This window comes from Sphingobacterium sp. G1-14, from assembly GCF_002196555.1.
Taxonomy (GTDB): domain Bacteria; phylum Bacteroidota; class Bacteroidia; order Sphingobacteriales; family Sphingobacteriaceae; genus Sphingobacterium; species Sphingobacterium siyangense.
In genome coordinates, this window is record NZ_CP021381.1 from 6,293,113 (window position 1) to 6,310,966 (window position 17,854).

Annotated in this window: 17 protein-coding genes; 6 read left to right on the plus strand and 11 right to left on the minus strand. The window is 37.2% G+C overall.

Annotated features, from left to right (window positions below):
- The first annotated feature begins 419 nt into the window (after nt 1-419).
- The 3 genes from mqnB to CBM24_RS26980 all read left to right on the plus strand — a co-directional run bounded on the left by mqnB (nt 420) and on the right by CBM24_RS26980 (nt 3,037).
- Complete coding sequence (gene mqnB, locus CBM24_RS26970) at nt 420-1,061, plus strand: futalosine hydrolase (RefSeq protein ID WP_088163384.1); 642 nt, start codon at nt 420-422, stop codon at nt 1,059-1,061.
- Nucleotides 1,062-1,184: 123 nt separating this feature from the next.
- Nucleotides 1,185-2,171, plus strand: a complete 987-nt coding sequence (locus CBM24_RS26975) for a pyruvate dehydrogenase complex E1 component subunit beta (RefSeq protein ID WP_046673190.1) — start codon at nt 1,185-1,187, stop codon at nt 2,169-2,171.
- 110 nt (nt 2,172-2,281) lie between these two features.
- Nucleotides 2,282-3,037 (plus strand): DUF6263 family protein, encoded by a 756-nt coding sequence (locus tag CBM24_RS26980; protein ID WP_088163385.1) that lies wholly within the window; start codon nt 2,282-2,284, stop codon nt 3,035-3,037.
- Between the two features lie 60 nt (nt 3,038-3,097).
- On the opposite strand, the gene gcvH is transcribed toward CBM24_RS26980, so the two are convergent.
- On the minus strand, nt 3,098-3,478 hold the full coding sequence (gene gcvH, locus CBM24_RS26985; RefSeq protein ID WP_075990412.1) for a glycine cleavage system protein GcvH: 381 nt from the start codon (nt 3,476-3,478) through the stop codon (nt 3,098-3,100).
- Between the two features lie 100 nt (nt 3,479-3,578).
- Between gcvH and CBM24_RS26990 the strand changes: the two genes are divergently transcribed.
- Nucleotides 3,579-4,775: an anhydro-N-acetylmuramic acid kinase gene (locus CBM24_RS26990; protein ID WP_088163386.1), complete on the plus strand. Its 1,197-nt coding sequence runs from the start codon at nt 3,579-3,581 to the stop codon at nt 4,773-4,775.
- Here the strand turns inward: CBM24_RS26990 and CBM24_RS26995 are convergent, their stop codons facing one another.
- The 10 genes from CBM24_RS26995 to CBM24_RS27040 all read right to left on the minus strand — a co-directional run bounded on the left by CBM24_RS26995 (nt 4,776) and on the right by CBM24_RS27040 (nt 15,086).
- On the minus strand, nt 4,776-5,447 hold the full coding sequence (locus tag CBM24_RS26995; RefSeq protein ID WP_088163387.1) for a DUF2461 domain-containing protein: 672 nt from the start codon (nt 5,445-5,447) through the stop codon (nt 4,776-4,778).
- A 7-nt stretch (nt 5,448-5,454) separates the two neighbouring features.
- On the minus strand, nt 5,455-6,255 hold the full coding sequence (locus CBM24_RS27000; RefSeq protein WP_088163388.1) for a phosphatidate cytidylyltransferase: 801 nt from the start codon (nt 6,253-6,255) through the stop codon (nt 5,455-5,457).
- Nucleotides 6,252-6,467, minus strand: coding sequence for a DUF2007 domain-containing protein (locus CBM24_RS27005; RefSeq protein WP_083663420.1), 216 nt, complete (start codon nt 6,465-6,467; stop codon nt 6,252-6,254). Before CBM24_RS27005 ends, CBM24_RS27000 begins: the two co-directional genes overlap by 4 nt.
- Nucleotides 6,442-7,365 carry a CPBP family intramembrane glutamic endopeptidase gene (locus CBM24_RS27010; RefSeq protein WP_088163389.1) on the minus strand — a complete coding sequence of 308 codons (924 nt, stop codon included), beginning with the start codon at nt 7,363-7,365 and terminating at the stop codon, nt 6,442-6,444. The genes CBM24_RS27005 and CBM24_RS27010 overlap by 26 nt, the downstream gene beginning before the upstream one ends.
- 241 nt (nt 7,366-7,606) lie before the next feature.
- Nucleotides 7,607-10,924: a S41 family peptidase gene (locus tag CBM24_RS27015; protein ID WP_088163390.1), complete on the minus strand. Its 3,318-nt coding sequence runs from the start codon at nt 10,922-10,924 to the stop codon at nt 7,607-7,609.
- A 142-nt stretch (nt 10,925-11,066) separates the two neighbouring features.
- The gene (locus CBM24_RS27020; protein WP_046673181.1) at nt 11,067-11,819 is read right to left on the minus strand and encodes a zinc ribbon domain-containing protein; all 753 of its coding nucleotides are present in this window, start codon (nt 11,817-11,819) and stop codon (nt 11,067-11,069) included.
- Nucleotides 11,819-12,919, minus strand: coding sequence for a Nif3-like dinuclear metal center hexameric protein (locus CBM24_RS27025; RefSeq protein ID WP_088163391.1), 1,101 nt, complete (start codon nt 12,917-12,919; stop codon nt 11,819-11,821). The genes CBM24_RS27020 and CBM24_RS27025 overlap by 1 nt, the downstream gene beginning before the upstream one ends.
- Nucleotides 12,909-13,394 carry a hypothetical protein gene (locus CBM24_RS27030; protein ID WP_088163392.1) on the minus strand — a complete coding sequence of 162 codons (486 nt, stop codon included), beginning with the start codon at nt 13,392-13,394 and terminating at the stop codon, nt 12,909-12,911. The genes CBM24_RS27025 and CBM24_RS27030 overlap by 11 nt, the downstream gene beginning before the upstream one ends.
- 22 nt (nt 13,395-13,416) lie before the next feature.
- Nucleotides 13,417-14,172: an alpha/beta hydrolase gene (locus tag CBM24_RS27035; RefSeq protein ID WP_088163393.1), complete on the minus strand. Its 756-nt coding sequence runs from the start codon at nt 14,170-14,172 to the stop codon at nt 13,417-13,419.
- Between the two features lie 203 nt (nt 14,173-14,375).
- A complete protein-coding gene (locus CBM24_RS27040) occupies nt 14,376-15,086 on the minus strand; it encodes an SAM-dependent methyltransferase (protein WP_088163394.1) in 711 nt (236 codons plus the stop codon).
- Nucleotides 15,087-15,235: 149 nt separating this feature from the next.
- Between CBM24_RS27040 and apaG the strand changes: the two genes are divergently transcribed.
- Together apaG and CBM24_RS27050 are read left to right on the plus strand one after the other, a co-directional pair.
- On the plus strand, nt 15,236-15,622 hold the full coding sequence (gene apaG / locus CBM24_RS27045) for a Co2+/Mg2+ efflux protein ApaG (RefSeq protein WP_046673176.1): 387 nt from the start codon (nt 15,236-15,238) through the stop codon (nt 15,620-15,622).
- A 349-nt stretch (nt 15,623-15,971) separates the two neighbouring features.
- On the plus strand, nt 15,972-17,837 hold the full coding sequence (locus CBM24_RS27050; RefSeq protein ID WP_088163395.1) for an ABC-F family ATP-binding cassette domain-containing protein: 1,866 nt from the start codon (nt 15,972-15,974) through the stop codon (nt 17,835-17,837).
- The last annotated feature ends 17 nt before the right edge of the window (nt 17,838-17,854 follow it).

Here is a 17,854-nt window from a genome sequence, read left to right on the forward strand (position 1 = left end):
TGTAGCGGAGTGTAAACACTCGCTGTTTAAAAAGAACGACAACGAATGCTGATTTTTAAGGCCAATTTTCTTTTACCTTTAGTTAGGGTTTAGTTAGGGTTTAGTTAGGGTTTGTTTAGGTTTTATATAGCTTTTACCTAAAGTAACCCTAACTAAAATCTAAACTAAGGATATATAAAATCTAAACTAATTTAAACTATTATATCGCTCGATTAGTATTGTTTCCAGTAGCATCAGGACAAAAACTATACAGTTCGTGCAGCATTATAAAAGAGGAGATCATAGCAAAAAAACAGTTCGCGCTATTAACATCAAGCTCGGGTTTCTAAGCAGGACTCATTGCAAGCATGATATTTTTATGTTAAAAAGAGATGCGCTTGCAAGATAATTTGTAATTTTCAATCCAAAACGAGCTCGTCATGCAAATATTAATTATTGCGGCTACTTCATTTGAATTGCAGCCTTTTCTGGAAGTGGTATCAAATTACGATCAATGCGATACCCTAGTAACTGGTGTAGGCATGGTCGCCACAGGCTTTGAGCTGGGAAGAATGCTGCACGAAAAAAAATATGATCTCCTTATTAATGTCGGGATAGGAGGATGTTTGGATCATACGATTGAAATAGGCTCGGTTATTCAGGTCGTTTCAGAGTCATTTGTTGAACTAGGTGCGGAAGACGGTCATAATTTTATTCCAATAGATCAATTGGGCTATGGCAGGTCTACATTTACCTCGTGTTTACTGAATGACAAGGAGCTTAGGCTTCCTTTTCTACAACAGGGGGAAGGAATTACCGTAAACAAAGTCCATGGTAGCACAGAAAGTATCGAAAAAATTAAAAAACTGCATCCCAATAGTCTTGTTGAAAGTATGGAAGGAGCTGCCGTTTTCTATGCCGCCGATAAAATGACAATTCCCGTGATTGAGATTCGCGGTATTTCAAATTACGTGGAAAGAAGGAACCGTGCCACGTGGAACATTCCGTTAGCGATAATTAATAGTAATAAGGCACTTATAAAAACATTGGAATATCTGAACAACTTATATTCAAAAATTTAATACAAAAGTCATTTACTTATTAAAAAATGACATAAAACTATAGAATTAGCGGGTTCAAATCTTCAAAATATCAATTTTAAATAGTAGATTTGTAATCTAAAAATTGACACTATTTTACAACTGATGAGAGAAATACAATTCAGAGAAGCACTTCGTGAAGCAATGAACGAAGAAATGCGTAAAGACGACAAAATATTTTTATTAGGAGAAGAAGTTGCTGAGTATAACGGAGCTTACAAAGTAAGTCAGGGTATGCTTGATGAATTCGGTGCAAAGCGTATCATTGATACACCTATTGCGGAACTTGGTTTTGCTGGTATTGCTGTTGGTGCTGCAATGAATGGTTTGAAGCCAATTGTTGAATTCATGACATTCAACTTCTCACTTGTTGCAATTGACCAAGTAATCAATGCGGCAGCTAAAATTCACTCGATGAGTGGTGGACAGTTCTCTATTCCGATGGTCTTCCGTGGTCCTACAGGAAATGCGGGTCAGCTTGCAGCACAACACTCTCAAAACTTTGAGAACTGGTTTGCAAATACACCAGGTTTAAAAGTTGTGGTTCCTTCGAACCCATATGAAGCTAAAGGTTTATTGAAATCAGCTATTATCGATCCAGATCCTGTTATCTTCATGGAATCTGAGGTAATGTATGGTGATAAAGGACAAGTTCCTGAAGAAGAATATTACTTGGAAATCGGAAAAGCTAATATTATCCAAGAAGGTACAGATGTAACTGTTGTGTCTTTTGGTAAAATGCTTCCTCGCGTTGTCATTCCTGCAGTTGAAGAATTGAAAAAAGAAGGTATCAGCGTTGAATTAATTGACTTGCGTTCGGTACGTCCTATTGATTACCCTACAATCATCGCGTCTGTTAAGAAAACAAACCGTTTGGTAATCGTGGAAGAAGCATGGCCATTGGCGTCTATTTCGACGGATTTAGCATTCAATGTACAACGTAACGCATTTGATTATTTAGATGCCCCTGTTATCCGCGTAAATTGTGCAGATGTACCTCTTCCTTATGCTCCAACATTGATCGAAGCTGCTTTACCTAGCGTTGAGAAAGTTGTTAAAGCTGTGAAAGAAGTATCTTATATCAAGAAGTAATACGAATTACATTCTTAAAAAATTAAAATCCCTTTTACCCTGTAAAAGGGATTTTTTTTTATATTTAAGCTGGCCGATTGTTGCTTATTAAAAAAATTAAAATTCCATATATGAAAAAATTAAGAATTGCCTCTTTGATGGCCGTATTTGTATTTCTAGTGATATCTGCTTCCGCACAAAAGAAATACACACTACGTGTAAATCCCGATTCGGGGAAAAAAATATCGCAAAACCTTGTGATGACAATGGATATTGACGCTGCTGGCCAAAAAATGGTTACAGACCTTAATATGGGCTTTGATATCACCAATACAACGAAAAAAGACAATATCTTCGCGTTTGACCTTAAATATACCGGAATAAACATGAAAATGAATATGGCGGGAATGGACATGTCCTACGACTCGAAAAACCCCGAAGCCAATGAGTTTTCCAAACAGATGCATGCTACCTTAGGCAAATTGCTAGAAAATAGCATTAGCTTTAATGTTGATCAACTTGGCAAATCTTCTGACATCAAGTTACCTGAGGGTATTAACATGCCGTTTGATAAAAGTATGTTCGAAAATATAAGTACAGTATTACCTGAACAGCCTGTTAAAATCGGTGACTCATGGACATCCAAAACGGAATCTGATGATTCAGGCATTTCGGTGGAGAGCACAATGACTTTAATAGAAGCAAATGAGCTAGGCTATAAAGTAAATGTTGAAGGAAAAATGTTCGGCCCGGATGCAAATCAGGTAGGCAACGTACAGGGGTTCTATGTCCTGGATAAAAACACCTGCCTTACCAAGATAACAGAAATGACAAGTGCCGTGGATATGCCTGAAGCAAAAATAAAGACCACATTAAAAAGTCAATAAACGACTATAGCAAAAAAAATAGGGGCCAATAGGCCCCTATTTTTTTGTTATATATCAAATTTATGCGTTGATCTCTTCTTTGTATTGATCAGCAGATAACAAAGCATCTACATCAGCAACATTGTTCAATTTAATACGAACAATCCAACCTTCACCATAAGGATCAGAATTGACCAATTCAGGAGATGCATCAATAGCTTCATTAACCGATAAAATCGTAGCTGATACAGGTAAAAATAGATCAGAAACTGTTTTTACAGCTTCAATTGTACCGAAAACTTCATTAGCGGCAACTTCCTCACCTACAGTGTTTATGTCAACAAAAACGATGTCACCCAATTCACGTTGAGCGAAATCGGTAATCCCTACAACTGCTTCATCACCTTCAACACGAATCCATTCGTGATCTTTGGTGTATTTCAATTCTGCTGGAAAATTCATTGTATTTAATTTTTTGATTTTTAATGCCGTGAAGTTACAAAATATCTTTAATTGTCAAAAATGATATTCATCATAACATTTTTGTGTTTATTTTTAAGCTATGAATCCTCAAATCGAAAGACTTTACCAAATTTCACAAAAGAAAGAACGTCGTATTATTGGCCTGATGTCCGGAACGTCCCTGGATGGTCTTGATATCGCAGTATGCCGCATAGAAAATGCAGGTAAAACAACAAAAATACAGCTAGAGAATTTTGCTACAATGGATTATGAGGATGATTTTAGAGCACGAGTCCGTGAAGTCTTTGCAAAACGAAATATCGACCAACAATTATTTTCGGGACTCAATGCTTATATTGGAGTCACACATGCCAAATTAATCAATACAGCATTACAACAGTGGAATATACCAAGCAGCGAGATTGATTGTATAGCCAGCCATGGGCAAACCGTATACCATGCTCCCCAATCATTGACCAAAGACCGTAATTGGCCCAATAGTACCTTACAGATCGGCGATGGAGATCATATTGCCGTAAATACCGGCATCATAACCCTCTCTGACTTTAGACAGAAACATATTGCTGCGGGAGGGGAAGGGGCACCTTTGGCGGCGTATGGCGACTATCTACTTTTCTCGCATGCAACAGAGAATCGATTCTTACTGAATATTGGCGGTATTTCTAATTTCACATTTATCCCAAGCCATCAAACAAAATTGAAAGCCTATGCAACAGATCTTGGTCCAGGCAATACGATGATGAACCAATACATGAAGGCTAATTTTAATCAGGAGATGGATAGAGATGCCTATATGGCCAAAAAGGGAGAAGTAAATGATGCGCTATTAAATCAATTATTAACAGAAGAATTTCTAACACTGCCCTTTCCAAAAACCACCGGGCCCGAACTATTTAATCTCGCTTATCTCGAAAAGGCGCAAGAGCGTTCGAAAACAACTCATATTCCACATGAAAACGTCATGGCGACCCTCAATCGCTTTGCGGCTCTTGCGATGGTCAACGGCATCCGAAAGCAGTCAGAAGGACTATCTGATGTGGCTGTATATATAAGTGGTGGTGGACTGCACAATCCATTGCTGTTTGATTACATCAAAAGGAGCTTACCTACCTGTAAAGTTGAAAGCTTTGCAACATTAGGTATCAATCCAGATGCAAAAGAGGCCGTCCTATTTGCTTTGTTAGCAAATGAAACTTTGGTAGGCAACAAATCCAATGTAGCGCAAATTAAAGATTCGCCCGCTGTCTGCATGGGCAAAATCAGCTTACCGGAATAATTAGTCCGTATCGATGGCTTCTTGTAAAAACTCTTTAAAAGGAAGCATACTTTTATAGGAAGCCACGATATTATCTAACGCATTTTTTGCAGATAAATCCTTAATAGTTAAAGATCTATCCAACACAAAACTTTTCAATTTGATAAAGTCAATAAAAGGATTATCCTCACTATAGCCCGCAGGGGCACGCTTCAGTAAATCTTCTTTGAAAAGTGCAATATTACCGCCTGTCAATACTGTTTTTAAAATTTCATCCAATTTATTACCGCTGTAATCAATTTCTTGTCTTATTGCCTCTAAATGTTGCTTTTCTGGACGCCAATACCCACAGGCAATAAATGAATTTTCTGCTCCAATATGAATATAGTACTCTGGTCCCTGCAACTTTCTTCCATCAACTGAAATTCCTGCCCCAAACCAACTTTTATAAGGTGTTTTATCATTTGAAAAGCGTGTATCACGGTAAATCCGAAACAAACATTTACTTGCTTGTATGGAAGTATTGATTTTAGGGTCAAACTCGCTCAAAGCGGCAATTAAATCTGTCAAAAAATTTCTCACATCGGCCAATGCAGCTTCATAATTAGCTCTGTTATCGGCAAACCATTCCCGAGAATTATTGGCTTTCAATTCCGTTAAAAAATCAAATGTAGATTTTTGAATGTGACTCATAATACAATCAATTGATTAAAATTAAGAAAACATAGACCATAGGTGCCGCTAATAACAATCCATCAAATCTATCTAAAAAACCACCATGTCCGGGCAATATATTTCCGGAATCTTTTACGTGCAAGCTACGCTTTAACATCGACTCAGCTAAGTCTCCCAATGTTCCAACAATACTGATAATAGCCGCTATACTTACCCATTGCCAGAGTGGTAGATAACCAAAATACTTCTCTAGATTCACTGCAGCAACAATTGCCAAAATCAATCCACCGAAAAAACCTTCCCATGTTTTCTTTGGTGAGATCCGTTCGAATAGTTTACGTTTCCCGAAGCTTCGTCCAGCGAGATATGCCCCTGTATCGTTTGTCCACAATAAGATCAAAAAACCTAAGGGCAGCACATGGTTAAAAGCACCTTGCATAAACCCTAATTTGGAAAATAGGAAAAAGGGTAATGTAACATAAGCTATTCCCAAAAAAGTATAGGCAATATCATTAAAAGGAAAAGCTCTCTTCTGAAACAGTGAAATAATATAAGTCACACTTATAAACGGAATAATCAGTGCTAAAAATTTTACCGCAAGCAGATCCATCGAAATTAAGGATCCCAAAACAAACAGTACCATGGCCAGGGCGATACCAATCACTTTATTTGGAGCGCGTTCTTCGGATGAAACTATTCCATAGAATTCATAAAGACACCATGTACTTAGCAAGGTAAAAAAGATGGAATAAACATAAGCTCCCAAAAGAGTAGCCGCTATCATAACAGCCACAAAGATTACTCCGGTTATTGCTCTTGTTTTCATAAACTAAAATCCCCTTCCGATTCCTCAATTAACCTTTCGGCTGCTTCGATAGATCCTTCGCTGACATAAAGTTCAATTTTCCCAAACAGATAAGAAGAATCTTGTTTATTCAACGCGACAGCCGGAATACCATTCTCTTCCAACATTTGTTTGACTATCTCGGCTTGAATAGCATTTGTATATGTTTTAATTTTTTTCCAATCGTTCTCCATTGTTTTCTTTTTGCGTTGATCGATAAAATAAGAATACAAAAATAAGAGTAAAAATGAAGGCTACAAGATATATCCACCAAGATTGTAACTCAAATGCATTGAGTTCATCATAACTCTTTCCCTGTCTTACGTAATAAAATGCTCCAATTGTGGCTCCGGCATTATTGACAAAGTGCCCAAAGATGGGCAATATGATGTTTTTGCTCCATATATAAAGATAGCCAAAAAAAGCCCCCAATAACATGCGGGGAACAAAACCAAAAAATTGCAGGTGTATTGCACTGAAGATAATAGCAACGAGCCATATAACTACATGCTGATTGCTCAACCATCTTCCTATTATTTTTTGCAAAATACCACGAAACAGCAATTCTTCACCTATGGCCGGAATTAAGGCGAGTACAACAATATTATACAAAAAGCCGGATATACTCGACTCCATAATTATGCCCTTGATTAAATCACCCGATTCCTTTTCACTCCGCTCCATCCAATGCTGCAACGATTGCATACTCTCGGGCAATTGTAAGGATTCATTCCAGTGACCGATCAGACTCATCAAAGGCATAAAAGAAAGCATTGCCAAAAATATATAACCAAACTGCATTCCACTAGGCCATTTTTTCAGTTTAAAATAAGTGACGCCATGTCCTTCGCGTGTATTCATCAGATAAGCCGGTACCACAAAAGATCCCAAGCTGCTCATTAACAACATAAAGCGCATCTCATTGGCCGATCCATTCATTAAGGATTCCAGTGAGAAGACCTGCCTGGTGTATGTATAATAACTTGCAATAATCAGAATAGCAATAATCTGCGAAAGAATGGTAAAACCGATAACCATTAAGATCAATCGTAACAAAGATTGAAACGGATGGGGTGTTTGTTCAGGAAACATAGCTATTAAATATCAGTTAAAGATAGCAATAAAAGCAAGATTTTTTAAAATTGTCGCGTTCATTCTAATTCTGCCGTCTAGTTTGTACTAGCCGAATGGCAACGCGCGATATCATCCAAATACAGTAAAAACTCCAACAGAGGTATTCGATCATCCCGAATATGAATACATTTGACACAGCATATATGATCAAAAAAAAGGCTTTGGAAAAATCCAAAGCCTTTTTTTAATATAGATTATCCTAATTCACTCGAATTGGGTCTGCAGGTTTCTGCAGATTTTTATACGGATATGTTTTCATTTCTTCCAACAATATTTTCACCGTTCTTTCAAGCTGTGGATCTCGGCCTTCCAAAAGATCTTTTGGTAATTGTTCGATAAATACATCAGGAGCGACCCCTTCATTTTCGATAATCCAATTTCCTTTTAGGTCATAAACACCGAAGTTTGGTGAAGTAATACGGCCTCCATCCAACAAAGGAGGGTAACCGCTTATGCCAACCAAAATCCCCATTGTTGTACGACCGACCAATTTACCAAGTCCTTTAAAACGGAACATATAAGGCATCATATCCCCACCTGAGCCTGCATTTTCATTAATAATCATGGCTTTTGGTCCATAAATGCCATTTCCTGGAGTCGTAAATCCTTTTCCATCACGAATTCCCCAGCCAGCGATTAACTCGCGAGATAAGAGATCAATCACGTAATCGGCAACCCAACCACCACCGTTGTTCCTTTCGTCCATTAGAAGAGCCTTTTTATCCATCTGAGCGAAGTAATACCGATTGAAATAGGTATACCCTTCAGGACCGGTATTCGGCATGTACACATAAGCTATTTGCCCATTGCTCAATTCATTTACTTTTTTACGGTTCCTTTCGACCCATTCCATGTTACGCAAGTTCATTTCATCACTAAACGAGATCGGTTTAACGATTACTTCTCGTGCGCCTACCAAAGAAGGTTTTGAATTGACCTTCAACGTAACTTGTTTACCAACAGTGTTGTCGAATAGGCTATAAATATCCTTATCTTCAGTCAATTCAGTACCATTAACTGCAACAATATAATCTCCTTCTTTTATGTTTAATCCCGGTTCAGCCAATGGGGCTTTGAACGATGGATTCCATTCAAGACGCGTAAACAATTTGGCGATCTGATAATAACCATTCTTTAGCGTATAATCTGCTCCCAACACACCAACTGAAACTGATGGCGTGGAAGGTTGATCTCCTGGATAGATATAATTGTGTCCCACGACCATTTCTCCCATCATTTCGTTCAATAAATAACCAAGATCAGAACGATGGTTTACAAAAGGCAAGAATTTTTCATATTTGGTTTTCATCGCTTTCCAGTCAGCACCATGCATATTTTCTACATAGAAATAGTCTTTTTGCATTGACCAAACTTCATTGAATACTTGTTTCCATTCGGCTGCGGGATCCACCAATTGCTGAATTCCACCTAGCTTAACCTCGCCAGCAGTAGGAGAGGCTACTTTTTGCCCAGCTGTTACAATATTGAACCCATTTCCCGTTTGATATAACATCTTTTTACCATCAGCACTAATAACAAAACTACGTGCATTCTCCACTAAAGTTTTATTTTCAAGATCCTTAAAATCATATGCACCGATTGTTCCTCCACGTTGATAAGTCAATTGATTCGGAACCAAACCATTTAAATTCCAGTAAGGACCGGCTGGCAAAGGGAGGGCAACAATTCGATTCTCTATACGATCAAAGTCTACCTGAATAGATTTGTCAACCGGCTTGCTTGCAACTGACTCTTCCTTCTTATCCTTTTTCGGAGCTTTTTTATCATTCTCTTTTACACGTTCTTTTTTATTATTCTCTCCCTCTTCCTTTTTATCAGCTTTATCTTCACGGATTTGCTCATCATCACTATCGTTTTTAAAGAATGATGGTGTTTTGCTCGACAGGATAAAAGCATAGACTGCATAATCTACGTTACGCTGTACAGCGGACATATGTAAACCAGAATTTGTTAAACCTGTATTTGTACTCGCCGTAAAAAATAAATATTTACCATCTTGCGAAAATGCAGTACTGCGGGCAGAGCTCATACCATCCGTAATTTGCTGAGTTTTCTTTGTATCTAAGTTATACATGAACACAGCAGGTGCACCGTTTTCCAGTGTACGTATAAAGGATATCCATTTTGAATCTGGAGACCAGCTTGGTTGGAAATGATTGGATACACGCCCGGTTTGACCACTTAATTTGTCATCGGCAACTTTGACAACAGTCTTGGAAGCAATATCAATATAATACAGATTAAGATGCGCGTCATTGTAAAAAAGCTTCTTTGAATCTGGCGACCAAGTCGGTTCAAAATAGAAATTGGTTTCCCCTAAATTAAAGTATAAGGGCTGATCTTTTCCGAACTGATCCATCAGTACCAACTGATAGGATCCATTTTTATCTGAGATATATGAAACCCATTTACCGTTAGGAGACCAATCTGGAAAACGTTCATGCGAACCTGGTGAATTAGATAAATTTCGAGCTTCTCCTTTTTCCTTTGGTACCGTAAAGATCTCCCCACGTGCTTCAAATAACGCTCGCTGACCCGTAGGAGATAATGTAGCATAACGTATATCGTCCTTGATATCTTTATAATAAGGTCTTTTGTACATGACATCTGTATTCACAGTGATGTGCAAAGGAGTAATTTTATTTCCGTTTAGATTCAGTGTATTCAATACTCCAGCATATTCAAAAATCAAGTCGTTACCATTCCCATTCAAGGAACGTACATCATAATCTTTGAAATCTGTTAGTTTTTCAACCTTTTTAGTTTTGGTGTCGTAGCTAAAAATATTGACAATTTTATCGCGGTCAGATAGGAAATAAACCTTCGTTCCCAACCATAATGGCTTAACATCATTACTTTTAACATTCGGAATAGTCTCGATTTCTTTTGTTTTGGTGTCAAAGATCCAAATGGTTGGCATACCACCACCCCGGTAACGCTTAAAGGCTACTCGATCCCTTTCAGTAGGGTCAGTATTCTTGATGTAAGCCCAATAACGACCATCGGCAGAAGGGCTTCCCTGAGTAGCCTCAGGCATAATGAGCGCCTTGTCCATTCCCGACATTTGAATATTGGAACTGTATAATCGTGGACTTAAAGCATAGGTGAAATCACGAGATGTAGTATAATATACTTCATCATTATTGAGCCATCCGCGCAATACGTCCGAAGAGGGATGATAAGTGATACGTTTTGGCTCTCCACCCGTTACAGGGATTACATATACGTCTGTATTTCCATCATAATTTCCTGTGAATGCTACTTTCTTGCCGTCTGGAGAAAACATTGGATTCTGTTCCACCCCTGGATTTGTTGTAAGGCGTCTCGGATTAGCTCCGTTTTTGTCGGCAATCCAAATATCACCACCATACACAAAAGCGATATTGTTGGCGCTGATACTTGGGTTTCGAAGTAATAGGGTTTCTTGCGCTTTTGTTTGCAGAAAGGATGTCCCGAGCAAAAAGGCAGCAAATAACTTGAAATGAGTTTTATTCATAAACGTTTAACGGTTAAATTTACCACACACAAAACTACACTTTTGTAAAGTGGACCTAGTTAGTATATCCACAAAGTTGCATAAAAAATATGACAAAAAAAAAGTCCCGCTTTCAGCAGGACTTTTCTTTAGCTATTGAAGATTAGAAACCGTATTCTTGTTCGATTTCTAACACAATTCCTTCATCGACCAAAACGCGACCACAGTGCTCACAAATGATGATTTTCTTACGTTGACGTATTTCTGATTGCATTTGAGCAGGAATCTTATTATGACATCCTGAACAGCTATCGCGATCAATCGAAACAACAGCAAGTCCGTTTTTGAACGAGTTACGTAAACGGTAATATACCTTTACTAAGCGTTCTTCGATATTAGCCTCGGCCTCAGCAGCTTTAGCCAATAATGCATCTTCTTCCTTTTGAGTTTCAGAAGTAATTGTTTCCAATTCTTTCTTTTTTCCCTCAAGCTCGTTTTTGCTATACTCAAGATTACCTACAGTAGTATCGTAGTTTTCTGTCTTGTTGCGAATTTCGAATTCTGCTTCTTTAATTCTTTTTTCACAAACCTGAATCTCAAGACCTTGAATTTCGATTTCTTTCGAAATAGCGTCGTATTCACGATTATTTTTTACCTCATTTAACTGCGACTCATATTTTTTGATAGCAGCTTGGGCATCCTTAATCATGTTTTTACGCTTAACGATCGAATCTTCTAAATCGTCTAAGTCTATTCTGATCTTCTCAATACGAGTTTCTAAACCCGCAATCTCATCTTCAAGATCTGCAACTTCCATAGGCAATTCACCACGAACTTGGCGAATTTTGTCTATTTTAGTATGTATGGCTTGTAAAAGCCATAATGCTTTCAATTTTTGTTCTACGGTTTGTTCCATCAACTGTAGTATTTTATAGGATTTGTATCTATTTCTGTTGTTAAGGTTGCAAAGTTAGGAAATTTTTTCGTAATAATGTCGTACAATAATTCTTGCGTAAATTGTTCGCTCTCAAAATGTCCCGTATCTGCAATCACTATTTCACCTTCAGCATCAAAAAATTCATGATATTTATAGTCTGCTGTAACAAAAAAATCAGCGCCAGAACGTTTGGCTGCACCAAGTAAAAATCCACCCGAGCCACCACAGACAGCTACACGACTAACTTTTTTATCTAATAAGGCTGTATGACGAATGACATTCAACCTCAGTTTGTCCTTAAGATAAGCTAAAAATTCCAATTCAGCCATTGGTTCAGCCAAATTTCCAATCATTCCAGCACCAATTTCAGTGGCCGTATTTTGAATATCAAACAAATCATAAGCTACTTCCTCATAGGGATGAGCTTCATAGAGTGCTAAAAGTAACTTCCTTTCATTAGATTTCAGGTAGATAACCTCAATTCGTGTTTCCTCTACACGCTCTTGAACATCAATCTCTCCAATGGTAGGATCGGCCCCTTTTAAAGGTCTAAAACTACCATAACCTGCCGTATTAAAACTACATTGATCATAGTGTTTTCCGATTTTACCTGCACCCGCATCAAACAATGCCTGTCGGACATCTTCAACATGACTCCTTGGTACAAAAACGACCATTTTTCGCAATACATCTGTTTTAGATTCCAGTATAGCCTGATTTTCTAATCCCAATTTATCGGCAATTTTCGTGTTCACTCCACCGGTAACATTGTCGAGATTTGTATGAATGGCATATAATGCAACTTTATGTTCAATTGCTTTAATAACCGTACGCTCCACATAATTTTTTCCATTAAATTTTTTTAAGCCCTTAAAAACAATAGGATGATGCGAAATAATTAAATTACATCCTTTATCAATGGCCTCTTTTACAACAGCTTCTGTGCAGTCCAAAGAAATGAGCACTTTTGTAATCTCTCTATTGGCGTCGCCCACAATAAGCCCAGCATTATCATAAGACTCCTGCAAATCTAAAGGAGCCAATTGCTCCAAATAATCAATGACTTCTTTAATTTTCATGGTCTACAATTACCTCCTTTTCTCTAAATTTATTATGTTCTTCCAAAATTCTTCTATTCGCGTTAATTTCAAACCAATAATTAGCCAAGGTCACAAAATGCATAATGATCAGTACACCGGAAAAGGAAAGTGGGAGTGGAATATTTGTGGCCAAGTAAATCCATGCATATAGCGATCCTTTCCTAAACGTAGGGTTTTCTTCCACAGCTATTTTCCGATCATAAAATTCATTGATCAAAGAATCCCTTAGACGCGAAGCAACCTGAAAATTCCAATAAATATTAACCAGCGGAATGGCAGCTAACCAGGATTGGTTAGGCGTCATTAATCTATTTTCTTTAGCGACCAATTTTAAGGTCTTTCGAATTGTATTTGCAAATAAAAGCCATACAATAATACGTATAGCCACAATACCCATAGCGGTATAAATTACTTCAGGCTTACTTAACTCTTTTATTAATTCCTCTTGCGTCATTGAACTATTTATTGCTTATTTATTATTCCTGTTCCAACAAATCTACTAATTCTTTCAACCTTTTTATTTGTGGATTATGATCTCCAACAAATTCGATTGTTTTAAAACCCATGGTTTTAGCTTTCTTATAAAACGGGTAAAAATCGTCCTCCTCAATTGCTGTACCATCCGTATAAGTCAAAATGTATGTACTTGGGATCATAAGTCGTTTCGGATTTTTTAAATTAATCTTATCTGTCATTGTTTTTAGCGGGTGGGGGACATCTCTAGGAAGCTTCTTAACGTCCTTCACCCAGAAAGGAAAAATATAACCATCCTTTTCTAATTTTAACAGCCCATTTGCTGCAGTAGATTTCCCCATTAAGTTTATTACGGATTGCTGATCCTCTGGAAGTATAGCATCCAAGTAAACCAATTTACGTATTCTATCCGGAAGACTATCGGCCACAGCCGTAATTACCATACCACCATAACTATGTCCCACCAGTATAATATCATGAAGATCTTCAAACAGAATCGTATTTACAACATCATTGACATGAGTTTGCAATCGAATAGAGGTATCTGCTAAATGATAACGCTCGCCCAAGCCTGTTAGTGTAGGGCGGTAAACCTCATTTCCTTTCTTCGCTAACTCAACTGCAGTATTTTTAAACTGCCAAGCACCACCCCAAGCTCCATGGACGATCACATACGTAGAAGACTGCGCAGAAACATCTTTACCGAATCCAACTAATGAAAAGAAAAATATAATAAACAGTAATTTACAGTAATTCATTGTGTTATATATTAAAACATACTCTACACTTCACAAAATCTGTTCAGAAACTGTATAGATAAGCCAGTTTACATTTTTATTAAAAACTAAATGTGACCACTCACTTACTTTAATAAAACATGATTCAATCGAATAAAAACAGCTTTTAGCTTCTCAACTAAACTTCATCAAGGAAGATAGGGTAGGGGGGAGCTATAAAAACATCATGCATAAAGTAAAAAAATAGTAGGCTTTTTATGATAATCATACGATCGTTTTCTCCACTCACCAATCGTCAAACTTTGGATATTTTCATCGGCCGCAGTCACATTTGACGCAACACAGAGTAAGCTGGAAGGTTTACATATTTTTAGTAGATCAGCCAAAAGCTGATTATTTCTAAATGGAGTTTCAATAAAAATCTGAGTCTGCTTTTCGCGTGCTGATTGTTGTTCGAGATTTTTAATTTCCTTAGCTCGATCAATTTTATCGATAGGTAAATACCCATGAAAAGCAAATTTCTGACCGCTAAATCCAGAAGCCATAAGCGCTAGTAAAATAGAGCTTGGTCCAACAAGAGGAACTACTTTAATACCCAATTGATGTGCCCGTGCTACAATAGAAGCTCCAGGGTCAGCAACACCAGGACATCCTGCCTCAGACATTAAACCAACATTTTTGCCCTGTTTCAAGCCTCCCAAAAAGTCGTTTATATTTCCCTTATCCCGCGCATGTTTTCCATAATCATGAATTTTTAGTTCGCTCTGCGGAATCTTTAAACCTGCAAGTTTTAAAAACTTACGAGCCGTTTTTTCATTTTCTACAATATACTCGTCCAATGAATTGATTGTTTCCACTAAATATGCAGTAAACGATTGGAAAGCTGCGTCATCACTCAATGGAACAGGAATTAAATATAAGATACCATTTGCCATAATACAAACCTACTAATTAAGGTCCATTTGGCTATACTAATTTTAAACTTAGCATTATTTAACCTTTTAAAATGATTATAATTTCGATTTTTAAACTCATTATTAGTATTTTAGCGTAAATATTCATTGCAACAATAAACATCATTCAAATGATCACACAAATTACAGAAGGCGTAAAAATCTCGGTTGAAACCATCTATCAATCAGAGTATTCGAATCCGGACCGTGAACATTTCATGTTTGCTTATCATATCAGCATAGAAAATCTCAGCGATTACACGGTTCAATTGATAAGTCGCTATTGGAAAATCTTTGACGCAAAAGGAGACTATAGGGAGGTATCTGGAGAAGGGGTAGTAGGCGAACAACCTATTATAGAACCTGGCCAGACTCATCAGTATACCTCAGGTTGCAATCTCAATAGCGAATTCGGATTCATGGAAGGATATTACAATATGATCCGAACACTGGACAACGGCAGCTTTCAAGTTGAAATACCACGTTTCAATCTGATAGCTGATTACGCATTGAATTAATTTTATCAAGGCAGTATCATTATTGCCAATTAATCAAATAACGAAGCTTTTTTCGCATCGAATAAGAAACTATTTCTTTATTTTTGCGAGCATTCCAAATGAACATGCCAACCTCGGGATATACTAATTTTACCCGATGGTAAATGCTAGCATTTGATCGTATGCCACCCGATAGATTAAATTAGTCAACAATCAAAACGATTATTGATTCAATATATAAATAACTGATAATCAATAGATATATAAATAAAGTATTGATTATCAACACGATATAAACTACCTAGAGAAGAAACCTCCTGGTAGTGTTTTGGCGTGTAAATTGACTGAATATAATTTAGGGTGATATAACGTGAGTATTTTAGCTACAGAACAAGTAAGCCATTCCTTCCATGATCGATGGCTTTTTAAAGATTTACATTTCGGTCTCCAGAAGGGAGAACGTGTGGCCTTGGTCGGAATCAATGGCACAGGTAAATCAACCTTACTCGCTATTTTAGCAGAGCGAATCTTACCAACCTCAGGAAAAGTTGTAAAAGAAAAAGGTATAAAAATTGGTTTCTTAGAACAGGATCCTGATTTCACAGGATTAAAATCAATCAACGATTTTATTTATAGTACAGACAACGATCAACAACGTCTTATCCGTGAGTACGAGGAGCTGTTATTGGAAACTGATATCGATCAGAAAAAATTAGAAGATCTTACAGAAAAAATAAGTTCATTGAATGCCTGGGAGTATGAACATAATATTAAGACGATTCTTAATCGTTTAAACATTATGGATTTCCATCAAGATATCAAAAGTTTATCAGGAGGCCAACGAAAACGCCTTGCGCTAGCCAAGCTTTTGATAGACGATCCGGATATTTATATATTAGATGAACCCACCAACCATTTGGATATAGAGACTATTGAATGGCTAGAAAAACTACTAACAACAGGTAGCAAAACCGTTCTTTTAGTAACGCACGATCGCTACTTCTTGGATAATATCTGTACTGAGATTCGAGAGCTGGATAGGGGCAATCTCTTTACCTATAAAGGTAACTATTCTTATTTTCTAGAAAAGAAGTCCGAACGCGAAACTATTGATGCGGTTATGGTTGAGAAAAGCAGAAATCTACTTCGCCGTGAATTGGAGTGGATGCGTCGTCAACCACAGGCACGTGGTACCAAATCCAAATCACGTATTGAAGCATACTATGACTTGGAAGAAAAATCTAAAGCAATTAAAGGAAACGACTCGGTACAACTCAGTGTAAAAGTAAGCAGACAGGGTTCAAAAATACTCGAACTAGAACATGTTGCCAAACGTTATGGAGCAAAGGAAATCATACATGATTTTTCATACACCTTTAAAAAAGGTGATCGTATTGGTCTAGCTGGAAAAAATGGTACTGGAAAATCAACCTTTCTTAATTTAATCACGGGAGAAGAAAAACCTGATACAGGGTCTATAGCAGTAGGGGAAACCACAGTATATGGCTACTATAAACAGGGAGGTTTGGAAGTAAATGAAAACGATCGAGTATTAGATGTTGTAAAAAATATAGCAGACTATATTGAAATGGCAAATGGGGAAGTAATCACAGCTTCACAGCTGCTAACCCACTTTTTATTTCCTCCTGAAAAACAATTTGGTTTCGTTAACAAATTAAGTGGAGGGGAGAAAAAAAGACTTCAATTAATGCGTGTTTTAATGAAGAATCCAAATTTCTTAATCCTGGATGAACCATCCAATGATTTGGACATTGATACATTAAACGTGCTGGACGATTTTCTTGACAACTACAAAGGAGTACTCATATTAGTATCACACGACAGGTATCTATTAGATAAATTGACGGATCAACTTTTCATTTTTGAAGGAAAGGGGATCGTGCAGATATACAATGGAAATTATGCCGACTTTAAACTTGAACAGGAAGAAATTCAAAAATTAGAAAAGGAAAAACAAAAAAGGATAAGCCAAGAACAGGTAAAGCCAATTGTAAAAGAGGAAAAGAAAAAACTCTCGTACAAGGAACAATTGGAATATAACAAACTAGAAGAAGAAATCGAGAAACTGGAAACACAAGTAGCATTAAAAACGGAGGAACTAAACCAGGTAACAGATCATCTAAAACTTTCTTCCTTAGCGGAAGAAATTCAATCTATCCAAAAACAGATAGACGATAAATCCGAAAGATGGTTATATCTTGCTGATTTTATGTAAAATTTCACCAGAGGTTT

Excerpts from the sequence above, each read along its gene's own strand:
- CBM24_RS26990 (WP_088163386.1), top strand. The coding sequence starts at position 3,579 with ATGAATCCTCAAATCGAAAGACTTTACCAAATTTCACAAAAGAAAGAA.
- CBM24_RS26995 (WP_088163387.1), bottom strand. The coding sequence starts at position 5,447 with ATGAGTCACATTCAAAAATCTACATTTGATTTTTTAACGGAATTGAAA.
- mqnB (WP_088163384.1), top strand. The coding sequence starts at position 420 with ATGCAAATATTAATTATTGCGGCTACTTCATTTGAATTGCAGCCTTTT.
- gcvH (WP_075990412.1), bottom strand. The coding sequence starts at position 3,478 with ATGAATTTTCCAGCAGAATTGAAATACACCAAAGATCACGAATGGATT.
- CBM24_RS27020 (WP_046673181.1), bottom strand. The coding sequence starts at position 11,819 with ATGGAACAAACCGTAGAACAAAAATTGAAAGCATTATGGCTTTTACAA.
- CBM24_RS27025 (WP_088163391.1), bottom strand. The coding sequence starts at position 12,919 with ATGAAAATTAAAGAAGTCATTGATTATTTGGAGCAATTGGCTCCTTTA.
- CBM24_RS27040 (WP_088163394.1), bottom strand. The coding sequence starts at position 15,086 with ATGGCAAATGGTATCTTATATTTAATTCCTGTTCCATTGAGTGATGAC.
- CBM24_RS27005 (WP_083663420.1), bottom strand. The coding sequence starts at position 6,467 with ATGGAGAACGATTGGAAAAAAATTAAAACATATACAAATGCTATTCAA.
- CBM24_RS27010 (WP_088163389.1), bottom strand. The coding sequence starts at position 7,365 with ATGTTTCCTGAACAAACACCCCATCCGTTTCAATCTTTGTTACGATTG.
- CBM24_RS27030 (WP_088163392.1), bottom strand. The coding sequence starts at position 13,394 with ATGACGCAAGAGGAATTAATAAAAGAGTTAAGTAAGCCTGAAGTAATT.
- CBM24_RS27035 (WP_088163393.1), bottom strand. The coding sequence starts at position 14,172 with ATGAATTACTGTAAATTACTGTTTATTATATTTTTCTTTTCATTAGTT.
- CBM24_RS27015 (WP_088163390.1), bottom strand. The coding sequence starts at position 10,924 with ATGAATAAAACTCATTTCAAGTTATTTGCTGCCTTTTTGCTCGGGACA.
- apaG (WP_046673176.1), top strand. The coding sequence starts at position 15,236 with ATGATCACACAAATTACAGAAGGCGTAAAAATCTCGGTTGAAACCATC.
- CBM24_RS26975 (WP_046673190.1), top strand. The coding sequence starts at position 1,185 with ATGAGAGAAATACAATTCAGAGAAGCACTTCGTGAAGCAATGAACGAA.
- CBM24_RS26980 (WP_088163385.1), top strand. The coding sequence starts at position 2,282 with ATGAAAAAATTAAGAATTGCCTCTTTGATGGCCGTATTTGTATTTCTA.
- CBM24_RS27000 (WP_088163388.1), bottom strand. The coding sequence starts at position 6,255 with ATGAAAACAAGAGCAATAACCGGAGTAATCTTTGTGGCTGTTATGATA.